17 protein-coding genes and 1 tRNA gene are annotated in these 14,336 nt (G+C 43.5%); 3 read left to right on the top strand and 15 right to left on the bottom strand.

Going from position 1 to position 14,336, the window contains the following annotated elements; all coding sequences use genetic code 11:
- Nucleotides 1–143: 143 nt before the first annotated feature.
- The 5 genes from rplS to rpsP all read right to left on the bottom strand — a co-directional run bounded on the left by rplS (nt 144) and on the right by rpsP (nt 2,635).
- The gene (rplS, locus tag LDK34_RS08610; RefSeq protein ID WP_017261809.1) at nt 144–497 is read right to left on the bottom strand and encodes a 50S ribosomal protein L19; all 354 of its coding nucleotides are present in this window, start codon (nt 495–497) and stop codon (nt 144–146) included.
- A gap of 184 nt (nt 498–681) precedes the next feature.
- Nucleotides 682–1,422, bottom strand: coding sequence for a tRNA (guanosine(37)-N1)-methyltransferase TrmD (trmD, locus tag LDK34_RS08605; RefSeq protein ID WP_017261808.1), 741 nt, complete (start codon nt 1,420–1,422; stop codon nt 682–684).
- Complete coding sequence (rimM, locus tag LDK34_RS08600; RefSeq protein ID WP_161001354.1) at nt 1,412–1,939, bottom strand: ribosome maturation factor RimM; 528 nt, start codon at nt 1,937–1,939, stop codon at nt 1,412–1,414. Before rimM ends, trmD begins: the two co-directional genes overlap by 11 nt.
- A 124-nt stretch (nt 1,940–2,063) precedes the next feature.
- Nucleotides 2,064–2,342, bottom strand: coding sequence for a KH domain-containing protein (locus LDK34_RS08595; RefSeq protein ID WP_178942574.1), 279 nt, complete (start codon nt 2,340–2,342; stop codon nt 2,064–2,066).
- Between the two features lie 17 nt (nt 2,343–2,359).
- Nucleotides 2,360–2,635, bottom strand: a complete 276-nt coding sequence (gene rpsP, locus LDK34_RS08590) for a 30S ribosomal protein S16 (RefSeq protein ID WP_017261805.1) — start codon at nt 2,633–2,635, stop codon at nt 2,360–2,362.
- A 254-nt stretch (nt 2,636–2,889) separates the two neighbouring features.
- Here rpsP and LDK34_RS08585 point away from each other — a divergent pair, with 254 nt between their 5' ends.
- Entirely contained in the window at nt 2,890–3,858 is a 969-nt protein-coding gene (locus LDK34_RS08585) for a hypothetical protein (RefSeq protein WP_236941721.1), read from the top strand.
- A gap of 86 nt (nt 3,859–3,944) precedes the next feature.
- Here the strand turns inward: LDK34_RS08585 and LDK34_RS08580 are convergent, their stop codons facing one another.
- Nucleotides 3,945–4,991: a CAP domain-containing protein gene (locus LDK34_RS08580; RefSeq protein ID WP_178942576.1), complete on the bottom strand. Its 1,047-nt coding sequence runs from the start codon at nt 4,989–4,991 to the stop codon at nt 3,945–3,947.
- A gap of 210 nt (nt 4,992–5,201) precedes the next feature.
- On the opposite strand from LDK34_RS08580, the gene LDK34_RS08575 reads away from it, so the two are divergent.
- Nucleotides 5,202–5,798, top strand: a complete 597-nt coding sequence (locus tag LDK34_RS08575; protein ID WP_178942577.1) for a stage II sporulation protein M — start codon at nt 5,202–5,204, stop codon at nt 5,796–5,798.
- Between the two features lie 115 nt (nt 5,799–5,913).
- Here LDK34_RS08575 and LDK34_RS08570 read toward each other — a convergent pair whose 3' ends face one another.
- The 8 genes from LDK34_RS08570 to LDK34_RS08535 all read right to left on the bottom strand — a co-directional run bounded on the left by LDK34_RS08570 (nt 5,914) and on the right by LDK34_RS08535 (nt 12,356).
- Entirely contained in the window at nt 5,914–6,114 is a 201-nt protein-coding gene (locus tag LDK34_RS08570) for a cold-shock protein (RefSeq protein ID WP_017261801.1), read from the bottom strand.
- A 175-nt stretch (nt 6,115–6,289) separates the two neighbouring features.
- Nucleotides 6,290–6,529 (bottom strand): hypothetical protein, encoded by a 240-nt coding sequence (locus tag LDK34_RS08565; RefSeq protein ID WP_017261800.1) that lies wholly within the window; start codon nt 6,527–6,529, stop codon nt 6,290–6,292.
- A 200-nt stretch (nt 6,530–6,729) separates the two neighbouring features.
- Nucleotides 6,730–8,148 carry an NAD(P)(+) transhydrogenase (Re/Si-specific) subunit beta gene (locus tag LDK34_RS08560; RefSeq protein WP_236941720.1) on the bottom strand — a complete coding sequence of 473 codons (1,419 nt, stop codon included), beginning with the start codon at nt 8,146–8,148 and terminating at the stop codon, nt 6,730–6,732.
- The gene (locus LDK34_RS08555; RefSeq protein WP_161001403.1) at nt 8,145–8,459 is read right to left on the bottom strand and encodes an NAD(P) transhydrogenase subunit alpha part 2; all 315 of its coding nucleotides are present in this window, start codon (nt 8,457–8,459) and stop codon (nt 8,145–8,147) included. The genes LDK34_RS08560 and LDK34_RS08555 overlap by 4 nt, the downstream gene beginning before the upstream one ends.
- A 5-nt stretch (nt 8,460–8,464) precedes the next feature.
- Entirely contained in the window at nt 8,465–9,691 is a 1,227-nt protein-coding gene (locus LDK34_RS08550) for an NAD(P) transhydrogenase subunit alpha (RefSeq protein ID WP_178942579.1), read from the bottom strand.
- Nucleotides 9,692–10,090: 399 nt separating this feature from the next.
- Nucleotides 10,091–11,554: a signal recognition particle protein gene (gene ffh, locus LDK34_RS08545; RefSeq protein WP_178942580.1), complete on the bottom strand. Its 1,464-nt coding sequence runs from the start codon at nt 11,552–11,554 to the stop codon at nt 10,091–10,093.
- 38 nt (nt 11,555–11,592) lie between these two features.
- Nucleotides 11,593–11,940 (bottom strand): putative DNA-binding protein, encoded by a 348-nt coding sequence (locus LDK34_RS08540; protein WP_017261795.1) that lies wholly within the window; start codon nt 11,938–11,940, stop codon nt 11,593–11,595.
- Between the two features lie 92 nt (nt 11,941–12,032).
- Nucleotides 12,033–12,356, bottom strand: a complete 324-nt coding sequence (locus tag LDK34_RS08535) for a MazG nucleotide pyrophosphohydrolase domain-containing protein (protein ID WP_236941719.1) — start codon at nt 12,354–12,356, stop codon at nt 12,033–12,035.
- A gap of 133 nt (nt 12,357–12,489) precedes the next feature.
- On the opposite strand from LDK34_RS08535, the gene LDK34_RS08530 reads away from it, so the two are divergent.
- Nucleotides 12,490–12,563, top strand: a tRNA-Arg gene (locus LDK34_RS08530).
- Between the two features lie 87 nt (nt 12,564–12,650).
- Here LDK34_RS08530 and ftsY read toward each other — a convergent pair.
- Nucleotides 12,651–14,309: a signal recognition particle-docking protein FtsY gene (gene ftsY / locus LDK34_RS08525; RefSeq protein WP_178942582.1), complete on the bottom strand. Its 1,659-nt coding sequence runs from the start codon at nt 14,307–14,309 to the stop codon at nt 12,651–12,653.
- Nucleotides 14,310–14,336 lie beyond the last annotated feature (27 nt).

Here is a 14,336-nt window from a genome sequence, read left to right as displayed (position 1 = left end):
CATCACTATCATTGGCATTGTCCTTTTTCGACGTGCTAACGGTAATGATGGCGGTTTTTTAGTTTTTTTGAAAAACAATAATTAAGCCAGCAAAAAACGCCATCTGTCCGAAGACAAATGACGTTTGGCTCAAATCGCAAATCTTAACGACGTGCTTCCTTGATCCGGGCTGCCTTACCATGCAATGCACGTAAGTAGTAAAGCTTACTACGACGAACACGGCCATGGCGAGTTACTTCAACGTGATCAACTCGTGGTGAGTTAACTGGGAATGTCCGTTCCACACCAATCCCGTTACTGATCTTACGAACAGTATACGTTGCGGAAATACCAGCACCGCGGCGCTTAACAACAACACCTTCGAATAACTGGATACGTTCGCGAGTACCTTCAACAATTCGTGCAAATACACGAACAGTGTCGCCGGCACGGAAATCTGGCATGTCATCGCGGAGTTGCCCTGCGGTGATCTTTTCAATTAATTGGTTCTGTCTCATAATGTGAGAACTTCCTTTCACTCAAAATTCATAAACGGGCATCCCGTCAGCGGAATATTGGTAGTATTGGGCTCAAAGCCACAAATTAGATTACCATAGAACAAGCGCATTTGTAAAGGCATTTTCCTTTACAGAATTAATGAATGCTGCGGACCAGATAATGCCGCAAACTCATCAAACGCGCTTAGCCCCGCGTTTCTTCATCTATGACATCAGCTAATAAACGACGTTGTGCAACCGTCAATTCGGCATTATCAAGCAGGTCTGGTCGCCTTTGATAGGTTCTTCTCAAGGACTCTGTTTCACGCCACTGATCAATCAATTGATGATTACCATTTGTCAGCACCTCAGGCACCTTCATACCTCTAAAATCTGCGGGGCGTGTGTACTGTGGATACTCCAATAAACCATTGCTAAATGAATCTCCGGGCGCTGAATCCGTATTTCCCAACACGTCAGGAATCAATCGAACCGTTGCATCAATCATGACCATAGCGCCAAGCTCCCCACCAGTTAGCACGTAATCGCCTAGGGACACTTCATCGGTAACTAAATGACGAATCCGTTCGTCATAGCCTTCATAATGGCCACAAATAAATGTTAAATGTGACTCCTTAGAAAAGTCTTCCGCAACGTGCTCAGTAAAAGGAACGCCAGCTGGGTCGAGTAAAATCACACGCCCTCGATCACCCGCTTCTTGTTCAACATGATCCATGGCATCAAAAATCGGCTGCGGCATTAACAACATACCAGCGCCACCACCATAAGGCGTATCATCGACATGATGATGTTTATCCGTCGTAAACTGACGAAAATCAGTCACGTTGATATCTAGAATTCCTTTATCAACAGCCTTACCAACGATGGACTCAGTTAATGGCCCACTAAACATGTCCGGAAAGAGACTTAAAATATCAATTCTCATCGCTGTCCAACCCCGCCATCATTTCGATATGAACGACACCATTAGCGATGTCGACATCTTTAACAACTTGATCAATCACCGGTAATAACAAGTCGGACTTACCTTGTCGCTTAACCACCCAGACATCATTTGCACCAGGCGCCATAATTTCAGAAATTGTGCCAAGGTCTTGTTGATGTTCGTCAATGACATGAAGCCCAATAATTTCACGGTAATAATATTGGCCTTCAGGCAATTTTTGCTGCTGATCTTCCGTAACATACAGATCAGCGCCCTTATATTTTTCAACCAAATTAATATCGTTCATTCCAGTAAAAGTAATGAGGATAAAACTTTTGTGGGGTCTTGAGGAGGCGATGGTTAATTTTTCTTGGTGCGCGCCCGGCGTTTGTGCCGTGACGTAAACCTGACTGCCAACCTTAAAACGTGACTTTGGAAAATCAGTACTGGAGATAACCCGAAGTTCTCCCTTCAGACCCTGTGTATTTACAATTTTACCAATGGTGTAAAATGCCATTCCAATCTCCTTAACATTTAACGTGCAACATCAAACACTCTATAACTAAATATAAGTGCTGTTCTCACAGCTAACTAATAAATATCATAAAAAAAGGACCGAGAAATAATCATTCTCAGGTCCCTTATTTATTCTCGTCAACAATAATCAAACGAACCTTTTGTTGGTCAACCGTCCGAATGCTGTACACCAATGTGCGAATTGCTTGCGCAACCTGACCATGACGGCCAATAACTTCACCAATATCATCGGGCGCAACCGTTAATGAATAATTCATAAAACGATCCCCTTGTTCCGCCTTCACTGAAACTGCATCAGGATGTGAAACAAGTGGTTGGACCAACGTTTGGATTAGTGAAGCAACTGCATCGACTGATAAACGATTATTTTGATTCGTACTCATGAATTGTCGCCTCGAATTTACTTCTTAGTGAACTTAGCTTCGTGGTACTGCTTCATGATACCTTCACGTGAGAAGATGTTTTTAACAGTGTCAGAAGGTTGCGCACCATTGTTTAACCACTTCATTGCTAATTCAGCATCTAATTTAACTTCTGCTGGGTTAACCAAAGTGTTGAAAGTACCAATTTGTTCGATGAAACGGCCATCACGTGGTGAACGTGAGTCAGCAACAACGATACGGTAGAATGGGCGCTTTTTAGAACCCATACGTTTTAAACGAATTTTTACAGACATGAGATTTCCTCCCTCAATTTCTTAACGTGTACTAGTTTATCTAAACTCACCTAGGGTGTCAAGAGGTTTTTCTTTACAGTTGAAATTATCCCACTCTGACGCAGATTTTCAACCCTCAACAATTCTGTAAAAAAAGTTAAGATGCTTAAAGTCTGGTCAAGATTAGCTAAACTTAAACCTCATAATAAAAGCGCTATGATACATTAACAGTACATTTAATTCGATAAAAACGATCCATTAAAAAGGAGTTTCATATGCAAAATAATTTGGATCCGCGTATTAGCTTTCTTCATCCACAATTGCGGATCGTTAAAACGGATGCGATCAATCGCCCCACGAATGCACGGTTATTGCAAGCTGTGGGCGCGACAGCAATGGACAGTCGGGGCACTGACCTCACCGCCCATTTAAACGCCAATCTTGAAAATATTGATTTTTCAGTCCCAGGTCAGCATCAGGTCCCCGTTGCCGTGATGGACGACCGGGGAAATGTCGGCCGTGCTGCCTTCACTTTGACCATTGTCAATACGGAAGCCGATCTTGACGGCCATTCCCCGATTGTTGTTGAATCCGTACCAGAGTCTGCGGCCGCCAGTCAAGTTGCTTCAGGTGCTACCCAGCCCAAAAGTAAACGTCGTCGTCCAAAACGGTTGATCATTGGAGGCGTCGCTGCACTTTTAGTACTGGTGCTCATCATTTGGGGTGTTTCCGCTCACCAAAATGCTGCAAATCAGGCAGCCGAGGCTTCTTCTTCCAGTCTAGCCGCCAGTTCCTCTGCAGCGGCTGCTAGCAGCGCCGAGGCTTCTTCTAAGGCTGCTGAATCATCTGCTGCTGCCTCATCGCAACAAGCATCCCTAACCTCTCAAAACAGCAGCTTATCTAACAAGGTTGGCAGTTTAAAATCGCAAGTCAAAGAAATGACTACCGTCGTTAAAAATACCCAACAAGCGGTTAACGACTACAAAGATAGTAACGATCGAGCGCAATATGAGTCCACGATTTCCTCTCTTCAGCAGCAAGTTTCAGATCTCCAGCAACAAGTGCAACAAGGAAATTCGAACTCTGTCGTTCGTGGTGCCATGTCATCTCAGCTAAACAAGCTGTCGACCACAGTCGGTGATTTAGAAAATAGTTCCAGCCCTTCTGATGCTAGCAGTACACTAAAAGATAGTGGCGTTAACGGAATTGTTAATAAAATGCAGGACTTGCTCAGTAGTTTTTAATAGCTTAATGAACGCATTATCAAAAAAGGTATCAGCCTCTGTCATCCCAATTTAATTGGAAGCCAGAGGCTGATACCTTTTTACGTTTAATGTGAAGCATCACGAGCAAGTGAAAATGGCTTAAATTGATACTGATAACCCTTAGGATACTGAGTTAGCCCCGTCAAACGAACACGATACTTGTGACCATTTGCAATCTTTAAAGATGGCCGATAAGTAATGATTGATGCAAACTGACCAAAATGATTCGTACGATCAAGATTGACGTGAGATGCGTTAACCGTCCGTTTGGCAGTTAAGTCGGTGACCTGTACTTGAACCCTGCCTGTTGTCCCTTGTTCCATGGTGAAAGCACTCGACCAATAAACGGGGCGATTTTTAACGTCACTCATTAAAAGCGCTTTCGGAAAAACACCGGTGGTCGGATAGTTAATTACGACAGCGCGATTGGGCGTGACGGCTCGTTGTGCCTGATCCGTAAAATAAATGTCACTGTAGGCAAACGTCGCGTTAGGACGGTGTGCGACGCCTATGCCAACGCTATGTATAACCGGAGACAACAGCCACGCACGATGACCAGTATTGTTGCCCTCCACATTGAAATTGTCACGAATGTAATTGCCCATAGTTGCGTCAAGACGCTCTGGCACGTTCATTTCACCAATATTGCTATTAAGGGTAATTTGCTGACCTTCTTGCCACTGTTGCTGACTAACAACTTCCGGTCGTTCAATTCCCTTTAAACCATGTTGAAAGTTATTAGCAGCAGCCATGTCAGCTGCTGCAGTCTGGGCTTGCTGGTTAGTATTAAATTCGTAATGAACAGTTGGTAATTCCTCAATTTGACGATAAAAATTCAGTGATGCCAATAATTGCGTCTGATACTGATTGGAAAGTTTGCCAACCACCAAATGTTTTTTAAAAGACGGGCGTTGTACGTAACTATTATGATCGTCATACTCACGTTGACTAATTTTATGGTACATTTTACGCTGCTTATCGATTTGTCGCTGTTCAGCATTAGTATAAGTGGCAGCCGATATAGAAGGCGTATGAATTATTGATACTAATGTTAAAGCACATACACTCACGCCAATTGAAACTAACCATCGCTTTACCCATCTTTTTGACATTACCGTTTGCTCATTCCCGTCATTCAAAATAATGGCCTTGAAAAATAAGTTAATCTGTTTAATCCCCTTAACTCATTTAGAAATGCCCTCGTATTGCTACCATTTATTTTAGTATAACAACAAACTGTGGGCGAATCAGGTCCAAATGCTAATTCTTTCATTCATTGAAATGTTGTATGCTAAATGTAATTCATTTAGGGACGTGTTCACATGCAAATTAATTACTTTAAAAAAAGATGGGCACTGTATTGGCCACAATTTGTTCATTTCGCGATCATAATGATGTTCATTTGGTTGCTTGTACCGACTATTTTTTATGTTTTTCACTTAGATGGTCAGTCTGCCCGCGATGGTCTTACACTCGGCCTTAACGTAAATACTAGTGGCCGTTTAAACAATTGGCAAAATGTTCTCAGTCTTTTTGAGCGCAATTATGGTCTTGCATGGTTTTATGTCGGCGTTGCTTTCTTACCTCTGCCCTGCTACTGGCTATTTGCCATCATTAATGCTTTAACTGTTGGTATCGTTCTAGTTGGTTCCCACCCAATTGCGACTTTATTCTTGGGCATTCTGCCTCATGGGATATTTGAAATCACGGCGCAAATATTAACATTTTGTATTGCGGCTCAGATTACTAAATACATTCAGCAGTCAATCCGCCAACTCTGTCAGCCAACTCAATGTCCACCAGCGATTCAGTGGTCGACATTATTAATTGATATGTGCAGTATTGTTCCCGTGTTGTATGTTGTCTCAGCTATCATTGAAACATTCGTTACACCTGTATTGCTAAAGGGTTATCTTTAAAATGAGCTACTCGATCCCTAGCAAGAGGAGCAAATGGAGCCGTAGTTTTTAAACTTAATTGCAAAAAAAGAGCATTCACAAATGTGAATGCTCTTTAAAAACCTAATTATTAAAATTAGTCTTTGTTAACGTTTGTAGCTTGTGGGCCACGGTCGCTGTCTTCAACATCGAAGGAAACATGTTGGCCTTCGTCCAAAGTCTTGAAGCCGTCGCCTTGGATAGCTGAGAAGTGAACGAATACATCGTCACCGTTTTCGCGAGTAATAAAGCCGTAACCCTTGTCAGCGTTAAACCATTTAACAGTACCTTGTTCCATATGAATGAAACCTCCATGCGCATTGCGCAAATTAATTTTTGCATCTAAAGCCGGGCGAGAAAGGTTGTCATTCAAAAGAACTAGTACACTTACTACCGAACTATCAATACAATGACTATACTTTAACCCTAATTAGACCATAGAGCAAGCATAAACATCTTTTATCACCAAAAACTTATACAACTGGTGTCGGTACGACCAATTTTTTCGCAATGACAACCTTGTCGTTAAGGTCATCTAATGTGGATTGGTAACGGGCTGTGAAGTCCTTTACGTTTAGTTTCAACAGCACCGCATGATCGTAAACTTTCACAATCGTGCCTTTAAAATTTCTTGGCAAACCTGTGAATCGTTTGCACACCACGTGCTCGTTGACCTTAAACTGTTCAGTCGTTGAGTCCTCTGTTTCACTCATGTAAACGCCTTCCTTCGCACCCAACATAACACTCTTAAGTTATTTTGGTAACTGAAAGAACTTTTAATGAATTCAACCACAAGCATTAACCCATTATATTGAACTGCGCCAAATTCTGTCGAAGACAATAAAAATGACCACCTCAATGAAATTTTATCCATTGAGGTGGTCTTTCTATTCATCACGAACAATTACTCATCTTACTGATTAATGTACTCTTTCGTTGATGCAATGATGTCAGCAAGGCCCTTCTTTGCGTCGGAGAAGAACATCTGCGTGTTATCCATCGAGAACAGTGGATTTTGAACACCAGCATAACCTGTGCTCATTGACCGTTTGATAACAACCACGGACTTCGACTTATCAACATCCAGAATCGGCATCCCAGAAATGGCGTTACCACTTTCGCGAGCCAATGGGTTGGTAACATCGTTCGCCCCAATAACAAGTGAAACATCAGTGTTTTCAAACATGGAATTTGCTTCTTCCATCTGTTTCATCTGGTCATAAGGCACGTTAACATCCGCTAACAACACATTCATATGTCCTGGCATCCGCCCAGCAACTGGGTGAATGGCATAATTGACATTGATACCATTATCCGTCAACAGTTTGGCCAACTCAGCGACTTCATGTTGTGCTTGAGCAGCAGCCAACCCGTAACCAGGAACAATCATGACATTGTTAGCATAAGCGAGTTGTAAACCAATATCGTCAGCTGACGTTTCTTTAACGTTAACCGGCACTTCAGTCGCAGTACTGTTTGTTGCACTGTCGCCTGTACCGAAACCACCGGCAAGAATGTTGGCAACTGAACGATTCATCGCATCAGCCATCTGTAAGGTCAAGATCGTCCCCGCAGCACCAACCAAGGCCCCAGCAATGATCAATACTTGGTTATCGATAACAAACCCAGCAAACGCAACTGCCAACCCAGTAAAGGCATTTAACAGGGACACAACAACCGGCATATCAGCCCCACCAATTGGCAAGGTCATTAACAGACCAAAGACTAAACTGGCAATTAAACCGAGCACCATGAACCAAACATTTGTTGGTAAACCAATCATTAACCAGGCAGCCACTAAAATAGCAATAACAACTAGCACGTTAACCAGACGAGCACCCGGGAACGTAATTGGCTTACCTGGTACATGACCAGATAATTTCCCGGTCGCAATCAGCGAACCAGAGAATGTAATTCCACCAATAATAACATCTAGCAAAACTGGTAGTGAAAAAGCAACGCTCAAGTGTGTGCCGCCCGCTTTGACTGCGTAGTCAAAGATCCCAATTACAGCGGCAGCACCACCACCAACAGCGTTGAACAAACTAACCAATTGAGGTACATCCGTCATTGGCACCTTGCGTGCACGGGCAACCCCGTACCAAACACCAAGTGCTAGACCAAGAATCAATACAACCCAACCGGTACCAGTAATCTTGCCCTCAGCGATGATCGTGATCACAATCATAATCACGGCTAAGAACATCCCAACTGCGGATAAGCCATTACCACGGCGAGCAGTTTTCGGTGACCGCATTAAGTGCACACCAATCACATAACAAACGGCGGAAATCAAATAAACTAAAGAAGCAACAGTCGTTAACGCACTCATTTATTCTCATCCTCCTTTGAAGCAGATTTCTTAGGACGATTAAACATGCCCAGCATCCGATCTGTAACGGTATAACCGCCAGCCACGTTAACCGCCGCAAAGAAGGCACCCAGGAACGCTAAAACATAAAAGATCCAACTGTTTGCTTCCGCAGCGATCACAAATGCACCGACGACAACAACCCCGTGAATGGCGTTTGCCCCAGACATCATGGGCGTTTGTAACGTTGACGGAATTTTACTCATAACTTCAAATCCAACTAACAGACTCATCACAAAGATGGCCAAGTTGGTATATAATTCCTGACTCATGACGGCTAAGCTCCTTTCGAATCATTTTTAGACGTAGATTGACCATTTTTGGCAGCCTCACTTGGAGCACTGGCAGTTGTCTCAGCAGCTTTTCGTTCTGGCAACTTCATTGCCCCACGCAGACGGTTACTGATAATTTCGCCATCTTTGGTAGCCAATAATTCACCAATAACGTCATCATCGACATCCAGCGTCAACTGGTCATCTTTAGTAATGTAAGTAATGACCGCTTGAACGTTCTTAGCAAACATATCAGAAGCAGCGGATGGCAATTGACTTGCCATGTCACCAGCGCCAATAATTTGCGCCCCAGCGTCGGTTGTTACCGTCGTCGCAGGTTTTGAACCAGCAACGTTACCCCCAAGGTCACTAGCGGCTAAATCAACAAAGATCGTACCAGGTTTAGCTTCATCAACGGATTTTTGAGTTACCAACAATGGCGGCTTACGACCAGGTACTTGCGCCGTAGTAATGATGACATTATTCTCTGCAATGAAACCAGCCAATTCGTCTTGTTGCTGCTGTGTTTCTTCAGGTGTTAATTGACGAGCATAACCGCCTTCACCAGCACCTGAAACAGATGTCGTCAAGAACGTAGCCCCCAGTGATTCAACTTCGCCGCGTGAGGCCGGACGGACATCATAGCCTGACACAACCGCACCCAAACGTTTGGCTGTCCCAATGGCCTGCAATCCAGCGACACCGGTACCCAAAACTAGTACTTTAGCCGGTTTAGCGGTACCGGCAGCGGTAATCATCATTGGGAAGTAACGTGAGAAACGATCTGCCGCCAATAAAGCCGCTTTGTAACCTGCAACACTGGATTGTGAACTGAGCACATCCATGGTTTGCGCACGCGAAACAGTCCGTGGCAGTAGCTCAAAAGCTAACGCACTAACCTTTTTATCAGCAAGTGCCTTCACCGTGTCCTGATCGGTCAAAGGTGCCAACAAGCCAATAATTGCCTGACCTGCCTTTAACTGCTGAATTGTTGCGGCGCTTGGCTTGTCAATCATGGCAATGATACTAGCCTGATTAATGGCCTCGTCCCGACCAACGACCTTTGCACCAGCTTTGGTGTAGGCGTCATCTGGGTAGAACGCGTTTACCCCGGCGCCCTGTTCAATTAAAACTTCATAGTTGCTCTTAACTAACCGAGTAACGATGTCAGGTGTCATTGCGACACGATTCTCGCCATCGGCTTCCTTAAGCGCAGAAACTACGATTGCCATTCAACATCCCTCCAATTTTGAAAGTGTTTTCACATATTCAGCATAGCGCTTACACTGATTGGAAACAATGTCATATATCAAACAAAGCTGAAAAACATGAAAAAAATTTTAGCGACTTTGAAAATTTTTAAACTAGACGTGTTAGGACTTTATTAAATAAATGTTTGAAATAGTAAATGCTTATTCAATACAGGTGATAAATCCGTAACCATATTTGCTCCATTAAAATCCTTACCCTATGCCTAGTCGAAAAGTTTTTTCATCACCGATGGTTGACTTTCGAATCAAAATCCAGAATTTTTTTAAAACATCCTGAACTGAATTTTTACATGATTCTTGGACAAACAAAAAATGACTTGCGGCCTTCAAAAAATTGGGCATTCACAAGTCATCTTTCTATTAGCGACGGCGTTTGTTCTTCTTAAGCCGCTTCTTTTTATTCTTCTTTGTTTGACGTACCATTCGGTTAACCGCCATTTTGCCTAAACGACCTGACATTCCAGAACCGCTGCCCATCATGCCGCCTAAACCGCCTGGTACCATTTGATCCAACGCACCCATATTACCGTTAGACATCTGTTTCATCATCTTTTTCATTTGATCAAACTGCTTAATCATCCGGTTGACTTCTTGAACAGGTCGACCAGCCCCAGCAGCAATTCGACGGCGACGACTCGGGTTTAACACCTCGGGATGTTCACGCTCTTGTGGCGTCATCGAATACACTGTCGCACGCATGTGAGCAAGATCCTTAGGGTCAATTTGGGCATTGGCAAGTGCAGGGTTGTTAGCCAATCCTGGAATCATTTTCATGATACTTTCCATGCCACCCATTTTGTTCATCTGGTCCATTTGATCGAGAAAATCGTTAAAATCAAACGAATTTTCCCGCATCTTTTGTTCCAAATCAGCAGCTTGCTTCTCATCAGAAACTTGTTGAGCCTTTTCAATCAGGGTAAGCATATCCCCCATACCCAAGATTCGTGAGGCCATTCGGTCTGGATGGAAAGTATCCAGATCGGACATCTTTTCGCCTTCACCAACGAACTTAATTGGCTTGCCAGTCACGGCCCGAATTGACAGTGCAGCACCACCACGCGTGTCACCATCCAGCTTGGTAAGGACGACACCGGTAATATCCAGTTTGTCATTAAATCCAGTCGCCGTATTGACCGCATTTTGACCGGTCATCGCATCGACAACCAGCAAAATTTCAGTTGGATTAGCTAGCTTTTTAATGTTAGCCAGTTCATCCATCAGCTGTTCATCAATTTGCAAACGACCAGCCGTATCGATAATCACGTAATCGTTTTTATCGGCTTCGGCCTTCGCCAAACCTTGGCGAACAATTTCCACGGGATCAACATCAGTCCCTAATTGGAAGACTGGAACATCAATTTGTTTAGCAACTTGTTCCAATTGATCAATCGCAGCGGGACGGTAAACATCGGCCGCAATGAATAATGGTCGAGCGTGTTGTTCAGTCTTCAACTTATTGGCTAACTTACCAGCAGTCGTAGTCTTCCCGGCCCCTTGAAGCCCAACCATCATAATAATTGTTGGAATTTTTGGTGACTTATTTAATTCTGAAGCATCAGAACCCATAGTTTTTGTGAGTTCTTCGTTCACAATTTTGACAATTTGTTGAGCTGGATTCAAACCATCCAGCACTTTGCTACCCATGGCACGATCACGTACCGTTTTAACAAATGTTTTAACAACATCAAAATTAACATCAGCTTCCAACAAGGCAAGCCGAATTTCCCGCATGGTTTCACGAAGATCACTTTCAGAGACCTTGCCCTTACCACGCAGTGTTTTCATTGCATTTTGTAATCGTTCAGTAAGCCCTTCAAAGGCCATGTGTCATTCCTCCATCATCGGCGACTCTGAATAATTGCTTATTCAGAATCGCTTTCTGTTGTTTCAAGTCGGTCAGCTAACTGAATTAGCTGTTTGTCGCTAGGATATGCGCGTCGTACATAAACGGAAATTTCATCAGCCACCTGATTACGTTTGCGAAAATCACTAAATAGATGCAATTTTTGCTCGTAACCTTCCAGAATTTTTTCTGTTCGTTTGATATTGTCATAAACGGCTTGGCGACTTACGTCAAAGTTTTCTGCAATTTCGCCAAGGGAATAATCATCGCCGTAATATTGTTCAATATAAGCCTTTTGTTTTTCCGTCAGTAACGGTTCATAAAACTCAAATAATGAATTTATGCGATCATTTTTTGCGATTTCCATATTTCCACGCACCCTTCATTATTCCCGATACCGTAATAGTTTAACATTTTGACTCACTAAAGAACACTGCACAGCCACGTCAATCAAAAGAATTAGTTCTTTTTGGGCGATTTGTCCGGCATCAATCGTTTATGCCCTTGCTCATCATAAACACGGCGCTCATCAATTTTTAGTTTGGCTGTTATGGCCTCGCCCAAATCGACGTGTTCCATTTCAGCAATGCCCAGTAGAAAAATAGCAACATCGGCCAATTCTTCAGTAATGTTATCCTGATCTTTTTTCAAAGTAGCCTCAAATAGTTCGCTTGTTTCACTGTACAATTGTAAAAGCTCAAACCGCACGTCAGTCGTGTTCCAGTTATGAGCTGCCTTATTAGCCATAATTGCCTGTTGTAGCATTGTCGTATCAATTTTCATATTATTGCCTCGCGTAAACCATCGCTTGAAATCAAAAAATATTTTTCAATAATTAGTTTACCCTTTGCACTGATAACATTGCAATTGACGCAGACAATCGAAACCACTAGTATTAGGAGTGTCATCAAGTTAGGCACGAGTGGCGCAACTAGATAGCGTATTGGTCCTCGAAACCAAGGGTTGTGGGTTCGAACCCCACCTCGTGCATTGATATAAGAAAAGAAGGATTGTCGACATTGCCGGCAGTCCTTCTTTTTATTAGTTTTAAAATTAACGCTTAATGTAAAAACCTGACTATTCTTTAATCAATCCTTTAAACAGTCCGTAAACGAACTCGTTTGCATCGAATGGTCGCAGATCGTTGACTTGTTCGCCCAGACCAACGAATTTAACGGGTAAATGCATTTCATTTCTGATTGCCAACACGATACCACCCTTAGCAGTACCGTCAAGCTTCGTCAATACGATACCAGTAACGGCCGTAATCTCACCAAACGTCTTGGCTTGGTTCAACGCATTTTGACCTGTTGTGGCATCTAGCACGAGTAAGACCTCATGCGGTGCTTCAGGAATTTCACGCGTTAACACACGCTTCATTTTTGACAGCTCGTTCATCAAATTAACTTTGTTTTGCAAACGGCCGGCCGTATCGACCATCAGAATATCAAAATGCTCATCTTTTGCGCGTTGCACTGCGTCAAAGACAACTGCGGCTGGGTCACTGCGTTCAGGTAACGCCACTACGGGCACGCCATCGCGTTGTCCCCATACTTGTAACTGTTCAATGGCACCAGCACGAAAAGTATCGGCCGCAGCCAGTAAAACTTTTTTACCCTGTTGCTTGTACATGTTAGCCATTTTACCGACCGTTGTGGTTTTCCCAACCCCGTTGACACCAACGAAGAAGATGACGGTAGGACCACTTTTAGCCATGTTGACGGCAATGTTTTCGTCAGCACCATCCTGATCGTATAAGTTGACTAACTTTTCTACGATCACGTTTTCAACATCCTGTTGCTTTTTCGCATTTTTCAATTTAACTTCGTCGCGAAGCTCATCGGTTATCTGAACTGCAGTATTGAAACCAACATCAGCTCCGATCAGCGTTTCTTCAAGATCATCAAAGAAATCTTCATCAACAGAACGGAAATTAGCTAAGAACGCATTCAAACGATCACCAAGCGTCTTACGCGACTTGGCTAATCCCTGATCATAAAGTTCAGCATCCGTTCGCGTATCTGTCGCTGACTCAGATGCTTCACTCGGCTCAGACTCAGATACGTTATTTTCGGAGGCACTGACAGATGTACTGACAGCAGACTCACTCGCAACTGACTGACTGGCCTGTTCACCTTGAGACGCTAATTCAGATGCTTGTTGTTCTGATGCGCTTTTTTCAGCAGCATCAGCGCTCAGTGAAGCGGTCCGATGTGCCAATTGACGAGCCGCCGCTATCGAATTAGCGACAGATTGCCGAGCCGTCAGGCCACTCGTAACGGTGCTACTAGCAACGGCCGACTTTGCCTCAGACATTTGGCTGTCCGTTAACGAGACAACACGTGCAGTTGATTGTTGATGGTCTTCGTTTCTGTCTGAGTCAGCAGTTAAGCCGGATTTTTGTGCAGAAGCATCGTTGCTCTCGTCAGTTACTAATGAGGCTGCACTAGATGCCGCCGTGCTTTCTGTTGCCGATCCCATTGCCTCATCTGACTCACCATGTTGGCTGTTAGCCGATGAAGGCGTCTGCGAATCACGATCTGACTGGCTATCATGAGCCTGACTGGGCTCAATGGAGTTTGCTATTTCAACTCGTTCAGAGTCAGAATTAGCAGATTGAGCAGATTCTGAACCGACCGCCGATTGCGATGCCGTTTCAGAATTTTCACTGGCCTGATCTGAGTCTTTTTTATTTTCTTCAGCGTTTCGACGACGAAAAATATCAAATAGTCCCATTTCTTCACCTTCTCAAATTTAAATTTA

Origin of the sequence: Furfurilactobacillus milii (assembly GCF_021654115.1) — a bacterium.
Lineage (GTDB): Bacteria > Bacillota > Bacilli > Lactobacillales > Lactobacillaceae > Furfurilactobacillus > Furfurilactobacillus milii.
This window is presented reverse-complemented; position numbering and strand designations above follow the sequence as displayed.

Excerpts from the sequence above, each read along its gene's own strand:
- rplS (WP_017261809.1), bottom strand. The coding sequence starts at position 497 with ATGAGACAGAACCAATTAATTGAAAAGATCACCGCAGGGCAACTCCGC.
- trmD (WP_017261808.1), bottom strand. The coding sequence starts at position 1,422 with ATGAGAATTGATATTTTAAGTCTCTTTCCGGACATGTTTAGTGGGCCA.
- rimM (WP_161001354.1), bottom strand. The coding sequence starts at position 1,939 with ATGGCATTTTACACCATTGGTAAAATTGTAAATACACAGGGTCTGAAG.
- LDK34_RS08595 (WP_178942574.1), bottom strand. The coding sequence starts at position 2,342 with ATGAGTACGAATCAAAATAATCGTTTATCAGTCGATGCAGTTGCTTCA.
- rpsP (WP_017261805.1), bottom strand. The coding sequence starts at position 2,635 with ATGTCTGTAAAAATTCGTTTAAAACGTATGGGTTCTAAAAAGCGCCCA.
- LDK34_RS08585 (WP_236941721.1), top strand. The coding sequence starts at position 2,890 with ATGCAAAATAATTTGGATCCGCGTATTAGCTTTCTTCATCCACAATTG.
- LDK34_RS08580 (WP_178942576.1), bottom strand. The coding sequence starts at position 4,991 with ATGTCAAAAAGATGGGTAAAGCGATGGTTAGTTTCAATTGGCGTGAGT.
- LDK34_RS08575 (WP_178942577.1), top strand. The coding sequence starts at position 5,202 with ATGCAAATTAATTACTTTAAAAAAAGATGGGCACTGTATTGGCCACAA.
- LDK34_RS08570 (WP_017261801.1), bottom strand. The coding sequence starts at position 6,114 with ATGGAACAAGGTACTGTTAAATGGTTTAACGCTGACAAGGGTTACGGC.
- LDK34_RS08565 (WP_017261800.1), bottom strand. The coding sequence starts at position 6,529 with ATGAGTGAAACAGAGGACTCAACGACTGAACAGTTTAAGGTCAACGAG.
- LDK34_RS08560 (WP_236941720.1), bottom strand. The coding sequence starts at position 8,148 with ATGAGTGCGTTAACGACTGTTGCTTCTTTAGTTTATTTGATTTCCGCC.
- LDK34_RS08555 (WP_161001403.1), bottom strand. The coding sequence starts at position 8,459 with ATGAGTCAGGAATTATATACCAACTTGGCCATCTTTGTGATGAGTCTG.
- LDK34_RS08550 (WP_178942579.1), bottom strand. The coding sequence starts at position 9,691 with ATGGCAATCGTAGTTTCTGCGCTTAAGGAAGCCGATGGCGAGAATCGT.
- ffh (WP_178942580.1), bottom strand. The coding sequence starts at position 11,554 with ATGGCCTTTGAAGGGCTTACTGAACGATTACAAAATGCAATGAAAACA.
- LDK34_RS08540 (WP_017261795.1), bottom strand. The coding sequence starts at position 11,940 with ATGGAAATCGCAAAAAATGATCGCATAAATTCATTATTTGAGTTTTAT.
- LDK34_RS08535 (WP_236941719.1), bottom strand. The coding sequence starts at position 12,356 with ATGAAAATTGATACGACAATGCTACAACAGGCAATTATGGCTAATAAG.
- ftsY (WP_178942582.1), bottom strand. The coding sequence starts at position 14,309 with ATGGGACTATTTGATATTTTTCGTCGTCGAAACGCTGAAGAAAATAAA.